This window comes from Streptomyces sp. LZ34, assembly GCF_053890475.1.
In genome coordinates this window covers 11,009,028-11,026,812 of sequence record NZ_CM132680.1, presented here as the reverse complement: position 1 = coordinate 11,026,812, position 17,785 = coordinate 11,009,028, and the positions used below count along the sequence as shown (strand labels likewise).

Genomic DNA, 17,785 nt, shown 5'->3' with positions numbered 1-17,785 from the left:
CGCATAGGCCCTGAATAGCCATCACAAATTACCTGACGGCTCATCAGAACGACGCCAAATGAGCGTCATTTCAGCGTCGCCAGCTCCTGCGCCCCATTGATGAGCTGTGACACGGGAGCCCAGTAGGCGCGCTTGGCATCGGTACCGCCCACAGGGGCGGGAAGTTCTGGCCCCAGCGCGAGATACGCGATCGTGACCACCCTTCCTCTCGGGTCACGTCGAGGATCTCCGTAGGCGCCGAGCTGCTCCAGGTGCAGCCGGCTGCCGTCGATCCCGGCCTCCTCCCAGAGTTCACGCAGCGCCCCCTCGTGCCAGGTCTCGCTCTTCTGGACGTAGCCGCCGGGCAGCGCGGGCCGGCCGAGGAAGGGCTCCACCCCACGCCCGATCAGGAGCACCATCAACTGATCGCCTCTGACGGTGAAGATCGTCAGGTCCACGGTCACCCACGATGCCTCCACCTCAGTGGAGTCTTTCAGCCAGTCCCGACCGGCGACACAAGACCAAAGACCACCACCCCGCCGCCCAACGCAATCTCTTCAACCGACAATGCCACGAAGTTAGGGCTGGTCCTGCGTCGTCAAGAGCGTTCTTGGTTGGAGGGTTGAGCGTCGGTCGGCAGCCAGTCGGTGGCGAGCGGGCGTGCCTGTCCCCGTACTCGCCTGAGTGCACCACCAAGTACAGAGGTATGTGCACCACTGCTCAGGCCACGTCGGTGTCCCACTCGATAGCTTGAAGACGGTTCTTCAGTCGGTAGCTGTTGCCGTTGATGGAGACGACCTCGCAGTGGTGCAGGAGGCGGTTGAGGATCGCGGTGGCGAGGACCTCATCCCCGCAGCGAGGCCTGCGTCAACTACGGTCGGAACCTGGACAACCCGGGCGCCGCAGCCTACTACAACGTCGCCCTCACCAACGCCGCATCCTCGGCATCCTTGTTGACCGCCACGATCGTCTTCGAGGTATGCATGCCAGCACGGTGCTGGATCGCGCCGAAATGCCGTTGGCGATGAACCAGCTGCGGTGAGCCCCTCTTGCCGGTCTGGCCGGTCTGGCCGACCTGGTTGGTCTGCCGGTAGAAGTCCGCGTTCACCGCGGCACGCGAGGCACCGATGGCCGCAACGGCGCGTCGGCGGCGCCTTGGTGATCGAGAAGCTCTCCACGCCGTTCACACCACAGCCGCTGGAGACCACGATCGCGACCTCGGTCAGCTCCGGACAGCCCGTCACCTCACGCGGCGTACGGCCGGTGACCTTGGCGCCAGTGGTTGTGCGGAAAAGGAGACAGACCGCCCGGGGCCTCCACTGCACCGGCGGCCGGAGCGGCCTCCACGGCGGCCGAGTCTCCGCACCCGGGCTCGGAGGGGCACGTGCGGTGTGGGAACCGGGGGCGGCGGCGATTGAGGGCACCGCCCGCCCCCGACGTGCCTAGACCTTCTCCTGCCGGTGAGCCGAGGCGTGGCGCAGGAACTCCTGCACCAGCGGCTCGTGCGTGTCGGCGCGGGAGACGAGGGACAGTTCGACGATGTCGGCGGGGTCGGTGAGGGGCCGGTAGACGATGGGTCCTTGGATCGAGCGGACGGCCACGTTCGGTACGAGGGTGACGCCGAGGCCGCAGGCCACCATCGCCAGCTGGGTCAGGATCGAGTTGGCGACGTGGCGCGCCTCGGGGGTGAACCCGGCTCTGCGGCAGGTGGCCATGAGCTGGTCATGGTAGTCGGGGGAAGCTTCGCGCCGCAGCCACGCCCAGGGTTCGTCGGCGAACCGGGCAAGGTCGACCGGGTCCGTGGTGTCCCCGGCCAGCGGATGCCCGGGCGGGATGGCGATCACGAATTGGTCGTGGCGCCAGGGCTGCATGCGCAGCCCGCGGACCGGCGCGCTGGGCCTGATGACGGCGATGTCGATCTCGTGTCGGGCCACAGCCTCCTGGCCCTCTCCCGTGTCGACTTCGGTGAGGTGCAGGTCGACGTGGGGCCGGGCGTCCCGGAAGTCGGACAGTGTGCCCAGCAGGGGTTCGCTGAGCGCCGAGGTCACCACGCCGATCCGCAGTGTGCCCACCAGTCCGGCCTCGGCCTGGGCCGCCACCTCGTGGGCGTGCCGGGCAGCCGCCACCAGCTTGCGGCACTCCTCGGCGAACGCACGGCCGGTCTCGGTGAGCCGGACCCTGCGTTCGCTGCGGTCGAACAGCCGCACCCCCAGCTGGCGTTCCAGCTGGAGGATCGCCTGGCTGAGGGGTGGCTGCGACATGCCGAGTTGTTCAGCGGCCCGGCCGAAGTGGAGCGTCTCCGCGACAGCGAGGAAGTAACGGGCCTGGCGAACCTCGATCATCAGTCGCTCCGCATATTGCTGAGATAGGAAATCAGACCTTCAGTATATGAGGTCGTCTTGTTTCACTGAGGGGCATGACAGCTGGAACTTCTCTGTTGGCACAGTTCGCGGCGCTGGACAGCGCGACCGTGTCCGACGCCCTGGACGCCCATGGCCTGCCGCCGGGACAGGGCGGTCTGCGCCCGGTGTGGGGCACGCCCAAGCTGGCCGGGTTCGCGCGGACCGTCGAGCTCGAGCCCCTGACCGGGGAGCATGGCGGCGCCCACGTCCTGACCGGCGCGATTGCCGAGGCCGGTCCCGAGGACGTCATTGTGGTCGCTGGCGGCGGCCGTACGGACGTGTCGTCGTGGGGCGGAATCGTGAGCGTCGGCGCCTCAGTGCGCGGTGTCCGGGGTGTCGTCACGGACGGCGCCTGCCGGGACGTCGGACAGGCGCGCGCGCTCGGCTTTCCGGTGTTCGCCCGCGCCCAGGTGCCGGTGACCGCGCGCGGCCGGCTGCGGCAGAAGTCGTCCGGTGAGCCCGTCCGGATCGGAGAGGTGACCGTGCGCCAGGGCGATCTGCTGCTCGCGGACGAGGGGGGTGTCGTGGTCGTGCCCCGCGAGCGCGCCACCGAGGTGCTGGAGGCCGCCCAGCGACTCGCCGACCGGGAGGCAGCCATCGAGGCCGAGGTACGGGCCGGGGTGCCGCTGCCGGAAGCGATGCGGGACACCCGCCTGGCCGGAACGGAGCCGAAGTAATGAGTGATCTCGTCGAGCGGCTGCGCGCTCTGCCCACCGCGGCGATCTCCGACGCCCTCGACCGGATCGGAGTCGAGGGGGCGCTGCACGGCCTCTCCCCCCTGTCGAACGACTTCCGCGCGGTGGGCCCGGCCTTCACCGTGCGCTACGCGCCGGTCGACGGCACCGCCCGCGGCACGGTCGGCGACTTCCTCGACGACGTCCCGCCGGGCGCGGTCGTCGTCATCGACAACGCCGGCCGCACCGACGTGACTGTCTGGGGCGGCATCATGACCGAGGTAGCCGCCCACCGCGGCATCGCCGGCACCGTCATCAACGGCGTCTGCCGCGACGTGTCCGCCTCGCTGGCGCAGCACTACCCGCTCTTCAGCCGCGGCCGGTTCATGCGGACCGGCAAGGACCGGGTGTCCCTGGTCGCCGTCGGCGAGCCGGTGGCCGTGTCCGGCATCGAGATCCGCCCCTCCACGCTGATCTGCGCCGACGCCGATGGGGTGGTCGCCGTGCCCGCCGCCGAGGCGGAGCGGGTCACCGTGACCGCCGAACGCATCGAGCGCGTCGAGGCCGACATCGTCGGCGCCGCGCGCGCCGGCGGCGCCCTGCGCGAGGCGCGGGAGAAGTTCGGCTACCACCGGCTCCAGACGAGGAGGTCGGCATGACGGACGCGGCACGCGGACACAGCACGGCGACCCTGTACGAGGCGTCCTCCTCGGCCGCCCGTGCCTGCGACCCGGCCCTGCGCGCCGCTTGGCCGGGGGCCCGCGTGGCCGGTCCGGCGTTCACCGTGCAGGGCATCGGCGGCGACAACCTCGCCCTGCACCGCGCGGTGGCCGCCGCCCCGGTCGGCAGCGTCCTGGTGATCGATCTCCAGGCCGCCCAGTACGGCCACTGGGGCGAGATCCTCGCCGTCGCCGCCCAGCAGGGGGGCATCCTCGGCCTGGTCGCGGACGGTGGCGTACGGGACACGGCCGAGCAGGCGGCGCTGGACTTCCCGGTCTTCGCCCGTCACGTCACCGTGACTGGCACCGGCAAGGAGCACCCCGGTCGGTTCGACGTCCCCGTACGCGTCGGCGGTGTCGTCGTACGGCCCGGAGACCTCGTCGTCGGCGACGCGGACGGCGTGGTGGTCGTACCGGCCGAGGCGGTGGCCAAGACCCTCGACCGGTCCGACAGCCGGGTCGCGGCCGAGCAGCGCGCGCTCGAAGCCATCCGCAGCGGTGTGACGACGCTCGAGTACTACGGCCTGTCGGCCGACTGAGCCGACTTCGGTCCGCTGCCACCGGCGCGGCGTGCCACCGGAGCACCACACGCTCACGGGTGGCACGCCGCGCTTTCGGCTTCCGGGCGGCGGCCGCCTCCTGGACCTACGCGCAAGTCCCAGCGGCCAAGGGTGGGGCAGCCGGGGCTGTTCCCGCCCGGGCAACGGCGCGTTCGAACCGGGACGGAGTCGAGGACCTGCTAGGGATGCGCCGCGTAGGCCCGCTGGTCGCTTCGCGACGAAGTCACGGCGTTCCCTTGTATGCCCTGGGCGGTGTTGACCGAGAAGGTTGAAGGTGCGGTACACATGGCGGATCGCGGCGATGACGTCGGACGGTGCGATCGCGTAGCCGATGCGCCAGCCCGTCATCGCCTACGTCTTGGAGAGCGTGCTGCAGTGAATCAGCCGCTCCCGCAGCGAGGCGATGCAAACCACACGCTGTCGTGGACGAGATCGGCGTACGCCTCGTCTACGAGGACGATGTGTCTGCGCCGTCGAGGAGGTCGCCCAGCCCGCGCAGTTGCTCGGCCGGCAGCACGACGCCGGTCGGGTTGGACGGGTTGCAGAGCACGACCATGCGACCCCCGAGCATGTCGGTCTTGCGCCCACCACGGAACGCGGGACGCTTGGGCCGGCAGACTTCGACGACGCGTTCACCAGCGCCTTTGAGGCCCGATGGGACTGACGGCGGCTGCGGCGAGCGTGTCGCGGTGGGTGTCGACTCCAATGACGCCGTCGACCTGTTCTGCGAGCGTGGTCACGCGGTTGTTCTCCTCCAAGACGGGACGGCCGTGGTCGGCGTCGGCCTGGGTGGAGTCACCGCGTGGCGGGACTGTGATGAGTCACGCCGAGAGGCGGACAAGCTGCTGATCAAGCCAACGGTGGGCCAGGCCGACGCCGACGTCCGGCAGACATCTCGGGGGCACGGCAGTCCCTGAGGGGACGCCAGTTATGTTGCGAGTCATACCGGAACATCGGCGTCATGCCTGGCAGCAGCCCAGCCCGAGCCGCCGTAGAACTCTCACAGTTGTGTTCTTCGCGGTCCCGCAACGGGACCGCTGGCCTCCGGGCCCGGCATGACCGCCCGCCAGAGGCAGCGTCGGGACAGAGCGAGTAGGTGGGCTCGGGATCACCACGCGGTCGCCGGGTTCACGACGGCCTAGGGCTCGCGGCCGCGGCCTGGGACGGCCGGAACAGGGGTCACCAGGCGCTTTCGAAGGTCGTCAGCGCTCGGCGCGGGCGTGGAACGAGCGGAGGAGGGGATCGAGATCCGCGACAGATCCGCGAACGTTGTCTCCTCGCACCCCGGCGCGTCGTAGGGAGAAACGGGCGCCCGGCGAAAGCGGGATGCCGCCTCAGTTCGACAGGGCCTGGCGGTGGACAGCCGGATCGACGTTGCCGCCCGACGCCACGAGCGCCACAGTCCTGCCCCGTACGTCGGCCTTCCCGGCCAGCAGCGCCGCCAAGGACGCCGCAGCACCCGGCTCGACCACGATCTTGAGGAGGCGGTGGGCAATGCCCACCGATGCCAGGGCTTCCTCGTCGGTGACCGTCAGACCGGTCACCTCGTGGCGGCTGAGGACGGCCAGAGGGCGTGCGCCGGCCACCGGGCCGGAGATCGCGTCCATCACGCCGCCCGGCGGGCGCGGGTTGGAGCACACGCGGCCGGTCGCGAGGGACCGGGCCATCTTGTCGAAGCCGGCCGGCTCGACGATGTGGTTGGCCAAGCCCTCGAACTCGTGGTTGAGAGCGGTGATCACGCCGGCGGCCAGTCCGCCGCCGCTGCAGTTCACCAGGACCGTGTCCGGGGTCAGGCCCAGCTCCCGTGCCTGCTCGGCGATCTCCAGGCCGACGGTGCCCTGCCCCGCCATGACCCTGGGGTCTTCGAAGGGCGGGATCAGCGTCATGCCGCGCGCCTGAAGGATCTTCCGGGCGACCTCTTCGCGGTCCTCGGTCTCCGGGTCGTAGAAGACGGTCTCGGCGCCCCACCAGCGGCAGCTGTCGATCTTGATGCGGGGGGCGTCGCGCGGCATGACGATGACCGCAGGGCAGCCGGCGCGCCGTGCCGCGGCGGCCACGGCCTGGCCGTGGTTGCCGGCGGAGTAGGTCACGATCCCGCCGCGGCGCGCGTCCTTGCCCAGGGCGAGCAGGGCGTTGAGTGCTCCGCGCACCTTGAACGAGCCCGTCAGCTGCAGGCATTCGGCCTTGACCAGGACGCGGCCGCCGACGAGGTCGTCCAGCATCGGGGAGTTCAGCAGCGGCGTCCGCACCGCGCGGCCGGCCAGGCGCTTCGCGGCCTCGCGGATGGCGTCGATGCCGAAGCCGGGCACGGGATCGTCGGTCACTGCTCCACCTCGAAGAGGGTCTCGATCTCGACCGGCGCGCGGCGTGGCAGGGCCGCTGCCCCGACCGCGGCGCGGACGTGGCGGCCCCGTTCGCCCAGGGCCAGAACCAGCACGTCGAAGGCGCCGTCCATGACGAGTGGCGTGTCGGCGAAGTCGGTGCCGCACCGCACAAAGCCGGTCACTTTCAGTACCCGGAGGCGGTCGAAGTCGCCGTCGCAGGCGAGGCCGGCGATGGCCAACGCGTTGAGCGCGCACAGTCCGGCGGCCTGCTGGGCCTCGGGGACGGTGAGGTCGACGCCGACGACCCCTTCGTACTGGAGCACTCCGTCGGTCAGACAGGTCTGTCCGGCCACGAGTATCTGACGGCCCGACCGGGCGAAGGGGATGTAGTTGCCGTTGGGCTTCGGGGGCTCCGGGAGACGCAGTCCCCGATCCTCGAGACGGGTGTGAATGTCGGACAAGCCGCGTGTCCTTTCGGGTGATCTGGGCTGAGGCCCTCGCCTGCGGGAAGACAGCCGGCAGTGACTCCGCGCCCTCTTCTCCATCGTGATCGCGTGTGGCGCCTCGCGGACGCCGTCGCCTCGCTCACTGCACCAGACACCCGCCATAGAGGCAAAGTCTGATTCAGACTTTCGTCGATATCGAGAGCGTCTTACTGTGCGTCGCGCCCGCATCTCCCCAGGTCAGCCCGGGTTCTCAGGAGACGTCAAGCGGTTGGGCCTCCCACGCCTCGCGGATCTCGTCGGCGACCTCCTTCAGCAGCCCGACCAGGACATCGGCCAAGGGCACCAGGCCGGTGTCGGCCTGGGTGACGGCGTAGATCTCGCGTTTCAGCCGCGGCTCGAACAGTTCCCGGTGCACGGCGCCCGGTGTGGGCGCGACCGTGAGTCTGGAGAGCACCGTCACCCCGATTCCGGTGCCCACAAGCGACTGGGCCACGTTGTAGTTCGCCGACTCGAAGACGATGCGCGGAGTGAGTCCCGCCTGTTCGGCCGCTTCATCAAACTGGCGCCGGGTGTCGTGGCCCGCCGTGATGACGATCCATGGCTGATCGCCGAGTTGGTCCAGGCGCAGGCCGCGCGGCTCCGGCCATCCGCGGATCACCGGGTGGTCGTCCGGCAGGCACAGGACGATCGGATCGCATAGCAGCCAATGCGCCTGGAGACCGGGCGGAAGGGTCAATTCACGGCCCCAGCAGGCGACGATCGCCATGTCCAGCGCACCGGAGGCAACCAGGTCGACCCGCGCCTCGAACCTCGCCGCACAACAGCTCAACAACCCCATCCCCCTGTTCCTGGTGACCGGGGCGATCTACGTCACCATCAACTGGCTGCTGTCCAAGCTGGCCCAGTACGTCGAGCGCCATGGCGACCGAGTGGGGCGGATGGGCCGCAAGCGGCGGTCTGAGGCCGCGCTCGGCAACACACGGGGGCCGGCCGTCGCTCCACGCCCCAAGGACAAGGCGGCCTCCTGACAACTCTCAGGACGCGACTCGGCGAGCCACAGCACCAGGGCCGGATGCTGTCCCAACAGGCTCACGTAGCTCCCCCGCGCGACTGTAGGGGTCCGCGAACATCTGTTATGCGGCTGGTGTCAGCGTAGTTGATGTTGTTCGGGACGCCGTCTCGCAGGCGATCGGGCTGCGTTGCCCGAGGTGAGAGTGACGGCGTCGGGTGTCGTGGCGGTGCAGCCAACGGAATGCATCGAGGCGGGCATCGCGCTCGTCGGGCCAGCTTTTGCGGCCCTCGAGCGTCTCGCGTTTGAAGGTCGCGTTGAAGGATTCGGCAAGTGCGTTGTCCGCGCTGGAGCCCGTCGCGCTCATGGACTGGCGGACGCCGGCTCGGCGGCAGGCATCGGCGAACGCCCGGCTGGTGTACTGGGCGCCGTGGTTCGGTGTGCACGACTGCGCCGGCGAGGCTCCTAAGGGTCCCCCCGGCGGGGGCCAGGGCGTCGGTGCAGTTTCCCCGTCATCCCGGACACTCTTCTTCTACGCTGCGAGTGCTTGGCCGTTGCGGAACCGCTGTCGCGTCTCGTGGGGTGTGAGGTACCCGAAATGAGGGTGCTTGCGCAGGCGGCGGCGGTTGTAGAAGGTCTCGACGAAGGCGAAGACCTCGGCCTGGGCGGTGGCCCGGTCGGGCCACAGGCGGGTGCCGATCTCTTCTTTGAACAGGGCCCAGAATCTCTCCACGGCGGCATTGTCGAAGCACGATCCGGTGCGTCCGCAGCCTTGCCGTGGCCCTAACTGCCCTGTATCACACCGGAATTCGGCCGAGGTGTATTCACTGAGCTTTTCCAACCGCTGGCTGACGTTGCCAGGCGGAGAGCGAGGACGCCATTTCGGGGTGGCCATGGCCTGCTCGCCGAGTGCGCGGATCTTTGCGTGGGAGGCGTTGACGGCGCGCTGCCCCTCGGAGAGATTGTCCCAGCGGCCGCGGCAGGGGACACGGACGGTGCCGCCGGCACCCTGGTAGCCCTTATCGGCCCAGCAGGCGAACGCCTTGCGCCTGGCGGCGCGGGCGGCTGTTGCGAGGTCCGGCGCGCGGGTGACCAAGGCCTCTACGGCCTCGGCGATGTAACGGTAGACGGTGGCAATGCCGAAGCCGACCGCGAGCTGGGCGTAGGTGTGCCCGCAGCGCAGATGGGCCAGTACCAGCAGAGCCTGACGGTCCGAGGTGAGCCGGCGCCAGCGCCTCCCCCGCTCCAGGCGCCGGACGGCCAGCAGACGGGAGAGGTACCGCAGCGTCAGGCTGGACAGATCGATCCCCGGTGGGCAGACAAGCACGTGAAGCTCCGTGCGGACAGGTTGGTCTTGGTCGACAACTCATCTACCAGGAGCTTCACCTCTTCTCGGACTCACCGCTGCACCAACTTGCCTACTGACCCGGCCAGTTGGAATACAGCCCACGAAGCTATGAGGCTTGCTGGACCGCGCCATCTCCCGAGGATCATCAGCTTGCCGAAGAGGACAGGACACCCGTGGCTGGTCTGCCGGAGCAGCCACGGGTGTTCGGCGGGCTTGGACCATGGGGCGCGGCGGTCAGGTCAGGAACGTGAAGAGCGGGCTGTCCGGAGGGACGCGCTCGATACGGTGCGGGGCCTTTGCCATGCGTTCCAGCAGCGGCTCGAGGCCGTCAGGCGCACCGAGTTCGATGCCCACCAGCGCGGGGCCGGTCTCGCGGTTGTTTCGCTTCATGTACTCGAAGAGGGTGATGTCGTCGTCCGGCCCCAGCACGACGTCGAGGAACCATCGCAGTGCACCCGGTTCCTGCGGGAACTCGACGAGGAAGTAGTGCTTGCGTCCCTCGAAGAGCAGCGCGCGTTCGACGATCTCGGCGTATCTGCTCACGTCGTTGTTGCCGCCCGAGACGACGCACACGACCGTCGCGCCGGGCTCCAGGCCGAGATCGCAGTCGAGCGCGGCGGTGGCCAGGGCGCCCGCTGGTTCGCTGATGATGCCGTCGGACTGGTAGAGGTCGAGCATCTCCACACAGACCCGGCCTTCCGGCACCGTGAGCAGACGAGGCGGCTGCCGGGCGACGACCGCATAGGTGTGTCTGCCGACCGTGCGTACGGCTGCGCCGTCGACGAAGGGGTCGATCTCCAGCAACGTGACGGGACCTCCGGCGGCCAGCGCCGCTGCCATCCCCGCCGCACCCTGCGGTTCGGCCCCGATTACCTGGACGGTCGGGTGTGTCTCACGGAGCCAGGCGATGGCGCCCGCCAGCAGGCCGCCACCGCCCACGGGGAGGATCACCGCATCCGGAGCGCGGCCGAGCTGCTCGACGGCTTCGCTCACCACGGTGCCTTGTCCGGCGATGGTGCGCGGGTCGTCGAAGGCGGGTACGAGCGTCGCTCCGGAAGCATGGGTGTATTCGATCGCCGCAGCGGCGGCATCGTCGTAGGTGTCGCCCTCGACGATCATGTGAATGTGCTCGCCACCGAGTGTCCTCACCCGATCCCGCTTCTGCCGGGGTGTCGTCCTGGGCAGGTACACCCGGGCGGGCACGCCCAGGGATGCGCAGGCCAGTGCGACACCCTGGCCGTGATTCCCGGCGCTCGCACAGACCACACCTCGCCGGCGTTCCTCCGCGGACAGCTGTGCGATGAGGTTGTAGGCGCCGCGTGCCTTGTACGACCGTACGGCCTGCTGATCCTCACGCTTGAGCCACACGTCGAATCCGTACCGTGCGGACAGCCGCTCGCTGCGGTGCAGGGGGCTCGGCCGGATCACCTCCGCACACCGCCGGGCGGCCGCGACCACTTCCGATGCGCCCACGATGCCGGTCCCGCTGTGCTCAGTCACCCATTTCTCCTGTCGTATCGTTATGCGCATGGCAGCCCGAGGAAAGTCCGCCACGGTGGCGAACGAAGGATCGAAGCAGGCGCCGCTGCTCGTCCTGGGAAAGATCGCCGAGATTCTCAACGCTTTCACACTGGCCCGGCCCTCGATGAACTTGCGCGAGATCCAGCAGCAGACCGGACTGCCTGCCTCGACCGTGCAACGCCTGGTGACGAACCTGGTCGCGCACGGATTTCTCGACCGGTCCGAGGACACGTTCAGGATCGGGGTGAAGATGGCGTACTGGGCGGCTGCCGCGGCAAAGGATCTCGACATCCTCCACGTGGTCAACCCCGCCCTGAAGGACCTCCGCGACCAGACCGGGGAGACCGCGTGCTTCTTCCGCTCCGAAGGCACCCAGCGGGTGTGCATCGCGGTCGCCGAAACCCGGCATGCCCTTCGCCGGGAGATGTCGGTGGGGAAGATCGCCCCCATCACCGTGGGGTCGTCGGGGCGTGTGCTGCTGGCCTGGGATCCGGATCTCAAGGAGCGCGTGCTGCGGGAAGAGCTTCCGCAGCTGACCGAGAGCACCGTGACCGACAGGGACGAACTGCGCAGGCTGATCAAGCAGACGCGTTCCGAGGGGTATGCCATCACGGTCGGTGAACGCATCGACGGTGCGTCGGGCCTCGCGGCCCCGGTGTTCGATTCGGCCGGGGATCTGGTCGGGGCGCTCATGGTCCACGGTCCGACGCTGCGCATGCCCTATGAGCGGTGCGTCGAATGGGTCGATCTGGTGGTGGAGCATGCCGAACAGATCACCCGAGCGCTCGGGGGCCGGTACCCGGCCTGAGCCGGAGCCGCTGTCCGACGGCCCGGCCTGCCGCTTGCATGGCTGCTTCGTCGCTCGCCACGATGATGTCCATGAACTCCTCGCGCAGAGGCCCGAGATTCGCGCCGACGGAGCCCGCCACGGCGAAGCGCGGGGTGCCGGTCGAGCGGGCCGGCACGGCTGACACGATCTTCCCCTGACTGCCCTGCGCGTCGAATCGCCCCTCTCCGACGACGACAGCTTCCGCGTCGGCGAGGTGGTCGTCGAAGGACAGTGCGTTCAGAACGTATTCGGCGCCTGATTCCAGCTCGGCGTCGAATTGTGCCCACATCGCCCCGGCGAAGCCTCCGGCAGCCCCGGTCCGTGGCACATGGATCGGGTCGCGCCGCAGCAGCCTCGCCCGATGATGCAGGCGCAGGGTCAGGGCGGCGACCTGCCCCGCGTCCGCGCCCTTCTGGAGGCCGAACACCCGTGCCGCTTCGGCGTACGGGGTGGTGACGTCGGTCAGGATCGTCACCGGTGTGCCGCGCAGGCCGCCGTGTTCGTCGATCGCCCGCATGGCCCCGAACCCGCCATCGGTGGTGGCGGATCCGCCGGTGGCCACGACGATCTCGGTGACGCCCTGACGGGCGGCGTCGGCCATCAGCATCCCGACGCCATACGTGTCGGCGGCCACCGGATCCCGCGAGCCGTTGTGGGGAGCGTTATCCCGCACACCTGGGCGAGCTCGATGTAGGCGGCGCCGGAGGACGCGAGCGCGATCATCCCCGCGCATTCCGCCCCCCAAGGGTTGCGGGCCGGTGCGGCACGGTGGCGTAGTCCGAGGGGTTCGGCGAGGACGGCGAGAGTTCCCTCGCCGCCGTCGGCCACGGGGACCAGCACGGGGACGGCCGGGGTCTGGGCCAGTCCCCGGCCGATCGCCGTGGCCACCTGCGGTGCGGTGTACGTGCCCTTGAAGCTGTCGGGCGCCCCGACGACCTTCATCGCCACGCCTCCGGGTTCACCGCATGGGCCGGCAGCTCTCCCCGCGCCATGGCGACCGCGTTGTTCGCGCAGACCTCGGCCATGGTGGCGCGGACCGAGCGGGTGGCGCTGCCGACGTGGGGCAGGAGGGTGGTGTTCGGCAGGTCGGCGAGGCCGTCGGCGAGCATGGGTTCGTCCTCGTACACATCGAGCCCCGCCCCTGCGATCTCACCTGAGCGCAGCGCCTCGACGAGTGCCTTCTCGTCCACCACGGGCCCGCGCGAGGTGTTGACGAGGCAGGCCGTCGGCTTCATGGCGCGAAGGGTCTTCTCATCTACGAGATGGTGTGTGGCGTCGGTCAGCGGGACGTGCAGCGAAATGAAGTCGCTGGTGCGCACCAGGTCGTCCCACTCGGCGAACTGCACCCTGCCGGCGAGGTGTCCGAGCCGCTCGGGGGGTACGGGTCCGCTGCGTGCGGTGTAGCGCACGGTCATGCCGAACCCGAGGGCGCGTTCTGCCGTCGCCCGGGCGATCCGGCCGAAGCCGACGAGTCCGAGCGTGGCCCCGCTTACGTCGCTTCCGAGAAGGAGCTCGGGTTGCCAGCCCTGATATTTCCCCGCGCGGACGAAGCAGTCCGCCTCCACGCAGCGCCGTGCCGTGGCCAGCAGGAGAAGCATCGCGATGTCGGCGGTGGCGTCGGTGAGGACACCGGGCGTGTTGCCCACGAGGATTCCGCGCCGTGTGGCGGTGGCCACGTCGACGTTGTCGTATCCGACCGCGTAGTTGGAGATGCCCTTGATCGTCGCGTCTTCCAGTACGGCGCGGTCGAACACATCCGTCAGCTGGGCGACGACGACGTCGACGTCCTCCGAGGAGCATTCCCGGCGCAGTTCGCCCGCGGACAGCTGCCGGTCGGGTACGTGCACCTCACCGGCAGCCTCCAGAATGTGCATTCCGGGAGCCGGGATGGCGGTTGTCACCAGGAACTTCATCGGCACGCCTGCGCATCCGGTGCCGCCACGGCCCAGTCAAACGCGGTGGTGCTGGAGTGCGCCGCCTGACCTGCCCGGGAACGGTTCGGCTCGTCCAGCTCCGCCAGCAGCCCGTCGGCCAGTTCGACCACGGCGCCGAAGGTGTCCGGCGTCAGCCAGTCGGGACGCAGTGCGAAGAGCAGGTCCTCCGTCGCGGCGTTCCCGCTCGCGCCGGGTGCGAACGGGCAGCCGCCGAGGCCGCCGAGTGCCCCGTCCAGTTCGCTTGCTCCGGCGGCCACCGCGGCCAGGGAGTTGGCGACGCCCATCCCCCACGTGTCGTGCCCGTGGTAGACGATCCGTCGCGCGGGCGATCGCGTTGCCACTGCGGAGACCAGGCTGGTCACCTGGGTCGGTATGGCTTGCCCGAGGGTGTCGCACAGCACGATGTCCTCGGCGCCCTCCGTACGGGGGTCGTTGGCTATCCGGAGCACCGTTGCCTCCGGGACGAGGCCATCGAACGGGCAGGTGAACGCCGTGGCGATGCAGAGCTGGATGCGCCCGCCGGCCGAGCGCGCGTACTCGATCGCGGCCGGCATGGCCGCGAGGCTGTCCTCGGTCGACCGGCTGATGTTGGCCTGGTTGTGACGGTCGGACGCCGACAGGCAGTACTGGAAGTTCACCGCGCCCGCCCTCGCCGCCTTCTCGACATGCCGTGGGGTGGCCACCCAGACCCAGGACCGGGCGAGCTCGTCCGGATCCAGGCGTTCGATCACCTCCAGCGTGTTGGCCATGGGCGGGACGAGGGCCGGATTGGCGAGCGAGCCGATCTCCACACCGGGGATGCCGAGGGAAAGGAGTTCACGGACGACAGCCACCTTCCGGTCGGTGGACAAGGGCTTGCCGGTGAGCTGGAGGCCGTCGCGCAGCGTCACATCACGCAGGGTCACAGGGGTACTCATCACTTCTTCTCCATCTCCATGATGATCGCGTCGGTCTCCTCGTCACTCCTGCCGAGCAGTTCGGTGAGCACCTGTCGGGTGTGCTCGCCGAGGTCGGGACCCAGGGACCGGACAGGCAGGGACCTCTCGCCGAGGACCGGGACGATGCCGGGGAATCCCACCTCCTGAGGCTCATCCGCCGCTATGGGGACAGGTAGCCGCTGGATCATGTCGCGGGCGGCGAACTGCTGGTCCGCACAGATGTCCGCCGCGGTGTAGATCGGGCCCGCCGGGACGCCCGCGGCGTCGAGGGCTTTGAGCACCTCGTCACGAGGAAGCGTCCTGGTCCATGTGCTGATCGCGCCGTCGAGTTCGTCACGACGGGCCCATCGCTCCGCGTTGGTCTGCAGTCCGGGATCGTCGGCGAGATCGGGACGGCCGATGGCCCGCATATAGCGTCGGAAGATCGCGTCGCCGTTACCGGCGATCACCACACTGTGCCCATCGACGCACTCATAGGCGTTGGTGGGGGCGATGCCCTCCATCCTGCCGCCGACCCGCTGCCGTTCGAGGCCGTAGGCAAGGTAGTCGGGAACGAGTGATTCCATCATCGAGAACACGGCCTCGTGCAAGGCGACGTCCACCGTTCGCTCGGACAGCGGCGACTTCGTGGGGACTCGTTCGCGCTGCAGAAGCGAGATCACTGCGCCGAACGCCGCGTACAGGCCCGCGATCGAATCGCCGATGGACACTCCGACCCGGGAGGGCGGGCGGTCTGCTTCCCCGACCAGGTGGCGCAGACCTCCCATGGCCTCGGCCACCGCGGCGAACCCCGGGCGGTCCGACAGAGGCCCGGACTGGCCGAACGCGGAGATGCGGGCCAGCACGATGTCGGGGTTGGCCTCCTCGAGGGCGGCGGGGCCCAATCCCCATCGCTCCAGCGTGCCGGGGCGGAAGTTCTCGATCACGACATCACATCGCCGCACCAGTTCCAGCACGGTCGTCCGGCCGCGGTCCGTCTTGAGGTCGAGCACCACCGACTTCTTGTTGCGGTTGATGGTGCGGAAGAGCATCGAGACGTCACCGGCGTAGAGCCGCCAGTTCCTCAACTCGTCTCCGGTGCCGGGGCGTTCGATTTTGATGACCTCGGCGCCGAAGTCCGCGAGCAGTCGCCCGGCGGTGGGGCCCGCGATGTAGTTGCCGAGTTCGAGCACACGCACTCCGTGCAGCGGCAACTGTGTGCTGCGGTTAGTCATGGGTCCTCACGTGCTAGGTGGGTGATAAGGGGATTCAGAGGAGGGCGCTCAGCGCGAGGATCGGGCCCATCGCGACGACGGAGGCGACGGAGACCCCGACCGAGCAGGTCTTGAGGGTGCCGCGGGTGGTCTGGCCCATCAGAGACTGGAGCAGCCAGAAGGTGTTGCTGGTCAGGTGTACGAAGAACAGCGATCCGGCCCCGGCAGCCAGGGCGATCAGTACGGGATCGAGCCCCAGCGTGGGGGCCACCGGCGCGAGCAGGCCGGCGGCGGTGATCGCGGAGATCGTCACCGAGCCGACCGCGACATGCAGCACGGCGGCCACCAGCCACACCAACAGAAGCGGGGCCCAGGTGTTGGTCTTGAAGTAATCGCCGAGGATGTCCCCCAGCCCGCAGGCGGCGATCACCGCCGCGAGACAGCCTCCGACGCCATTGAGAAGCAGGATCTGTCCGCTGTCACGCATGCCCCTGCTCAACGAGGCGTCCACCCGGGGCTGTCCAAGGTGGCGCCGGGCGAGGAGGCAGGTGGCGACCAGGCCGAGCAGGAGGGCCACGACCGGGCTGGAGACCAACTCCACAACGGAGTTGTGCCACCTCGCCACCTCGGCGAGGGCTCCGGTGGCGATGAGGAGGAGGGAGGCGAGGAGGGGCGAGAAGAGTACGAGGAGGCTGGGCTGCGTGCGGGTCTTCACCTCCATGGCCGTCATCGTTCCCCCGGCAGCGGTGTTCGGGCCGAGGGGGGCTGCCTCCTCGGCCTTTCCACCGTCCGCTGCCGCGGTCGGCGCCGGGCCGGAAACGTCCTCTTCGTCGAGTGCCGGGTTCCACCAGCCGCGCGTCAGCAAGAAGTTCATGACGGCGATGGCGATGGTCACGGTCGGGATGACGACAACGAGCCCGAACAGCAGATATTTACCGAACGGCACATCGAGGAGCGCGGCGAGCGCCAGCGCTCCCACCCCGGGGATCGTGAAGACGATGCCGCACTCCAGCCCGATGGCCAAGGCAGTGGCCATGCGGGCGGTGCCGTACCGACCGAGCTTGGAGGCTATGCCCTTGGCCAGCGGCCCGGTGATCACCAACAACACGTCCAGATATATGGACTGCAGGAACGTCGCGATCGTGAGGGCCATCGCATGGGGGATCCGTTTCGGGCCCGCGGCGCGCAACAAAGTGCCGACGAGGCGCTCGATGGCTCCGAGGTCGCGCAGGAGAGCTCCGATGAGCACCCCGAACGCGATCAGGAGTCCGATGTCGGCCATGACGTCGCCGAACCCCTTGCTGATGGTCTTCACGGTCTTCTCGACACCAAGGCCGGTCGCGAGACCGAGATAGCAGGAGCCCAGAACCAGGGCGACCACGGGGTTCATCCGCAGCCGCACAATCAGGAACACGATGGCGATCACGGCGATGGCCGTGTTGAGCAAGATTGCGGTGTCCGACATACCTACCGTCCGTTTCGTGCGAGATAGGGCGTATACGAAGCCGGCGGCCCGATCCAATGACCCGCATTATGAGCATGGACCCACAATGCGGGTCAACAGTCGGGATGCGTCGAAGGCGCGCAGGTGGGAACGGCAGCCGGAGGCGGGGCCGCTCATGCGATCGACGCACCAGGACCCGACTACCGCGACCTCAGCGCCTGCCCGGCGGCGTGCCCGGTCCAGCTGGAGGCCGCCTGCACAGCCGCGGACGACCTGGCCAAGGCGGTCGAAGAGGCTTTCCCACAGCACCCGGACGCTGAGGTCATCCCCAAGTTCCCCGGCGTCGGCGTGCGGATCGGCGCCCGGGTACTCGCCGAGATCGGAGACGACCGCCAGCGGTTCCGTAGCTTTCAGGGCTTTGCGGCGGTGGTCTTCGGGTGTGAGTAGTTGCGGTACAGGAAGTGC

17 protein-coding genes and 6 pseudogenes are annotated in these 17,785 nt (G+C 69.2%); 6 read left to right on the top strand and 17 right to left on the bottom strand.

What is annotated here, in order from left to right; translation table 11 throughout:
• Positions 1-65: 65 nt before the first annotated feature.
• From ACWY4P_RS47495 to ACWY4P_RS47480, 4 genes and pseudogenes are all read right to left on the bottom strand, one after another.
• The gene (locus ACWY4P_RS47495) at positions 66-443 is read right to left on the bottom strand and encodes an NUDIX domain-containing protein (RefSeq protein ID WP_456207011.1); all 378 of its coding nucleotides are present in this window, start codon (positions 441-443) and stop codon (positions 66-68) included.
• Between the two features lie 256 nt (positions 444-699).
• Positions 700-831: pseudogene (locus tag ACWY4P_RS47490) on the bottom strand (ATP-binding protein); the annotation flags it as partial.
• An 88-nt stretch (positions 832-919) separates the two neighbouring features.
• Positions 920-1,338: pseudogene (locus tag ACWY4P_RS47485) on the bottom strand (FAD-binding protein); the annotation flags it as partial.
• An 83-nt stretch (positions 1,339-1,421) separates the two neighbouring features.
• A complete protein-coding gene (locus ACWY4P_RS47480; protein WP_456207010.1) occupies positions 1,422-2,321 on the bottom strand; it encodes a LysR family transcriptional regulator in 900 nt (299 codons plus the stop codon).
• A gap of 74 nt (positions 2,322-2,395) precedes the next feature.
• Between ACWY4P_RS47480 and ACWY4P_RS47475 the strand changes: the two genes are divergently transcribed.
• Genes ACWY4P_RS47475 through ACWY4P_RS47465 form a run of 3 tightly spaced genes read left to right on the top strand, consistent with a single transcriptional unit; the run spans position 2,396 to position 4,313 of the window.
• Positions 2,396-3,058, top strand: a complete 663-nt coding sequence (locus tag ACWY4P_RS47475) for an RraA family protein (protein ID WP_456207009.1) — start codon at positions 2,396-2,398, stop codon at positions 3,056-3,058.
• On the top strand, positions 3,058-3,714 hold the full coding sequence (locus tag ACWY4P_RS47470) for an RraA family protein (RefSeq protein ID WP_456207008.1): 657 nt from the start codon (positions 3,058-3,060) through the stop codon (positions 3,712-3,714). The genes ACWY4P_RS47475 and ACWY4P_RS47470 overlap by 1 nt, the downstream gene beginning before the upstream one ends.
• A complete protein-coding gene (locus tag ACWY4P_RS47465) occupies positions 3,711-4,313 on the top strand; it encodes an RraA family protein (RefSeq protein ID WP_456207007.1) in 603 nt (200 codons plus the stop codon). Before ACWY4P_RS47470 ends, ACWY4P_RS47465 begins: the two co-directional genes overlap by 4 nt.
• 469 nt (positions 4,314-4,782) lie before the next feature.
• On the opposite strand, the gene ACWY4P_RS47460 is transcribed toward ACWY4P_RS47465, so the two are convergent.
• The 5 genes and pseudogenes from ACWY4P_RS47460 to ACWY4P_RS47440 form a co-directional block, all read right to left on the bottom strand.
• On the bottom strand, positions 4,783-4,890 hold the full coding sequence (locus tag ACWY4P_RS47460) for an aminotransferase class I/II-fold pyridoxal phosphate-dependent enzyme (protein ID WP_456213379.1): 108 nt from the start codon (positions 4,888-4,890) through the stop codon (positions 4,783-4,785).
• Positions 4,891-4,899: 9 nt separating this feature from the next.
• Positions 4,900-5,074, bottom strand: a pseudogene (locus ACWY4P_RS47455) (IS110 family transposase); the annotation flags it as partial.
• A gap of 594 nt (positions 5,075-5,668) precedes the next feature.
• The gene (locus tag ACWY4P_RS47450; RefSeq protein WP_456207006.1) at positions 5,669-6,658 is read right to left on the bottom strand and encodes a threonine ammonia-lyase; all 990 of its coding nucleotides are present in this window, start codon (positions 6,656-6,658) and stop codon (positions 5,669-5,671) included.
• Positions 6,655-7,119, bottom strand: a complete 465-nt coding sequence (locus tag ACWY4P_RS47445) for a RidA family protein (RefSeq protein ID WP_456207005.1) — start codon at positions 7,117-7,119, stop codon at positions 6,655-6,657. Before ACWY4P_RS47445 ends, ACWY4P_RS47450 begins: the two co-directional genes overlap by 4 nt.
• A gap of 235 nt (positions 7,120-7,354) precedes the next feature.
• The gene (locus tag ACWY4P_RS47440) at positions 7,355-7,870 is read right to left on the bottom strand and encodes a LysR family transcriptional regulator substrate-binding protein (RefSeq protein ID WP_456207004.1); all 516 of its coding nucleotides are present in this window, start codon (positions 7,868-7,870) and stop codon (positions 7,355-7,357) included.
• On the opposite strand from ACWY4P_RS47440, the gene ACWY4P_RS47435 reads away from it, so the two are divergent.
• Complete coding sequence (locus ACWY4P_RS47435; protein ID WP_456207003.1) at positions 7,869-8,132, top strand: hypothetical protein; 264 nt, start codon at positions 7,869-7,871, stop codon at positions 8,130-8,132. The genes ACWY4P_RS47440 and ACWY4P_RS47435 overlap by 2 nt on opposite strands.
• A 105-nt stretch (positions 8,133-8,237) precedes the next feature.
• Here ACWY4P_RS47435 and ACWY4P_RS47430 read toward each other — a convergent pair whose 3' ends face one another.
• From ACWY4P_RS47430 to ilvA, 3 genes and pseudogenes are all read right to left on the bottom strand, one after another.
• On the bottom strand, positions 8,238-8,480 hold the full coding sequence (locus tag ACWY4P_RS47430) for an integrase core domain-containing protein (protein ID WP_456207002.1): 243 nt from the start codon (positions 8,478-8,480) through the stop codon (positions 8,238-8,240).
• Positions 8,481-8,987: 507 nt separating this feature from the next.
• Positions 8,988-9,440 (bottom strand): annotated as a pseudogene (locus ACWY4P_RS47425) (transposase family protein); the annotation flags it as partial.
• Positions 9,441-9,695: 255 nt separating this feature from the next.
• Positions 9,696-10,961: a threonine ammonia-lyase IlvA gene (gene ilvA, locus ACWY4P_RS47420; RefSeq protein ID WP_456207001.1), complete on the bottom strand. Its 1,266-nt coding sequence runs from the start codon at positions 10,959-10,961 to the stop codon at positions 9,696-9,698.
• Between ilvA and ACWY4P_RS47415 the strand changes: the two genes are divergently transcribed.
• Positions 10,936-11,790 carry an IclR family transcriptional regulator gene (locus tag ACWY4P_RS47415; protein WP_456207000.1) on the top strand — a complete coding sequence of 285 codons (855 nt, stop codon included), beginning with the start codon at positions 10,936-10,938 and terminating at the stop codon, positions 11,788-11,790. The two genes, ilvA and ACWY4P_RS47415, sit on opposite strands and share 26 nt — an antisense overlap.
• Here the strand turns inward: ACWY4P_RS47415 and ACWY4P_RS47410 are convergent.
• From ACWY4P_RS47410 to ACWY4P_RS47390, 5 genes and pseudogenes are all read right to left on the bottom strand, one after another.
• Positions 11,756-12,753: pseudogene (locus ACWY4P_RS47410) on the bottom strand (glycerate kinase). The gene ACWY4P_RS47415 and the pseudogene ACWY4P_RS47410 overlap by 35 nt on opposite strands.
• Positions 12,750-13,712, bottom strand: a complete 963-nt coding sequence (locus tag ACWY4P_RS47405; RefSeq protein ID WP_456206999.1) for a 2-hydroxyacid dehydrogenase — start codon at positions 13,710-13,712, stop codon at positions 12,750-12,752. The pseudogene ACWY4P_RS47410 and the gene ACWY4P_RS47405 overlap by 4 nt, the downstream one beginning before the upstream one ends.
• A gap of 8 nt (positions 13,713-13,720) precedes the next feature.
• Entirely contained in the window at positions 13,721-14,662 is a 942-nt protein-coding gene (locus ACWY4P_RS47400) for a hypothetical protein (protein WP_456206998.1), read from the bottom strand.
• On the bottom strand, positions 14,662-15,897 hold the full coding sequence (locus ACWY4P_RS47395; protein ID WP_456206997.1) for a CaiB/BaiF CoA transferase family protein: 1,236 nt from the start codon (positions 15,895-15,897) through the stop codon (positions 14,662-14,664). The genes ACWY4P_RS47400 and ACWY4P_RS47395 overlap by 1 nt, the downstream gene beginning before the upstream one ends.
• Before the next feature lie 34 nt (positions 15,898-15,931).
• Complete coding sequence (locus ACWY4P_RS47390) at positions 15,932-17,341, bottom strand: GntP family permease (protein WP_456206996.1); 1,410 nt, start codon at positions 17,339-17,341, stop codon at positions 15,932-15,934.
• Between the two features lie 219 nt (positions 17,342-17,560).
• On the opposite strand from ACWY4P_RS47390, the pseudogene ACWY4P_RS47385 reads away from it, so the two are divergent.
• Positions 17,561-17,749: pseudogene (locus ACWY4P_RS47385) on the top strand (transposase); the annotation flags it as partial.
• Positions 17,750-17,785 lie beyond the last annotated feature (36 nt).

Bases quoted from the DNA above. Each gene is read 5' to 3' on its own strand.
- ACWY4P_RS47460 (WP_456213379.1), bottom strand. From the start codon at position 4,890: ATGGTCGTGCTCTGCAACCCGTCCAACCCGACCGGCGTCGTGCTGCCG.
- ACWY4P_RS47395 (WP_456206997.1), bottom strand. From the start codon at position 15,897: ATGACTAACCGCAGCACACAGTTGCCGCTGCACGGAGTGCGTGTGCTC.
- ACWY4P_RS47480 (WP_456207010.1), bottom strand. From the start codon at position 2,321: ATGATCGAGGTTCGCCAGGCCCGTTACTTCCTCGCTGTCGCGGAGACG.
- ACWY4P_RS47475 (WP_456207009.1), top strand. From the start codon at position 2,396: ATGACAGCTGGAACTTCTCTGTTGGCACAGTTCGCGGCGCTGGACAGC.
- ACWY4P_RS47470 (WP_456207008.1), top strand. From the start codon at position 3,058: ATGAGTGATCTCGTCGAGCGGCTGCGCGCTCTGCCCACCGCGGCGATC.
- ACWY4P_RS47465 (WP_456207007.1), top strand. From the start codon at position 3,711: ATGACGGACGCGGCACGCGGACACAGCACGGCGACCCTGTACGAGGCG.
- ACWY4P_RS47430 (WP_456207002.1), bottom strand. From the start codon at position 8,480: ATGAGCGCGACGGGCTCCAGCGCGGACAACGCACTTGCCGAATCCTTC.
- ACWY4P_RS47415 (WP_456207000.1), top strand. From the start codon at position 10,936: ATGCCGGTCCCGCTGTGCTCAGTCACCCATTTCTCCTGTCGTATCGTT.
- ACWY4P_RS47390 (WP_456206996.1), bottom strand. From the start codon at position 17,341: ATGTCGGACACCGCAATCTTGCTCAACACGGCCATCGCCGTGATCGCC.
- ACWY4P_RS47435 (WP_456207003.1), top strand. From the start codon at position 7,869: ATGTCCAGCGCACCGGAGGCAACCAGGTCGACCCGCGCCTCGAACCTC.
- ACWY4P_RS47440 (WP_456207004.1), bottom strand. From the start codon at position 7,870: ATGGCGATCGTCGCCTGCTGGGGCCGTGAATTGACCCTTCCGCCCGGT.
- ACWY4P_RS47400 (WP_456206998.1), bottom strand. From the start codon at position 14,662: ATGAGTACCCCTGTGACCCTGCGTGATGTGACGCTGCGCGACGGCCTC.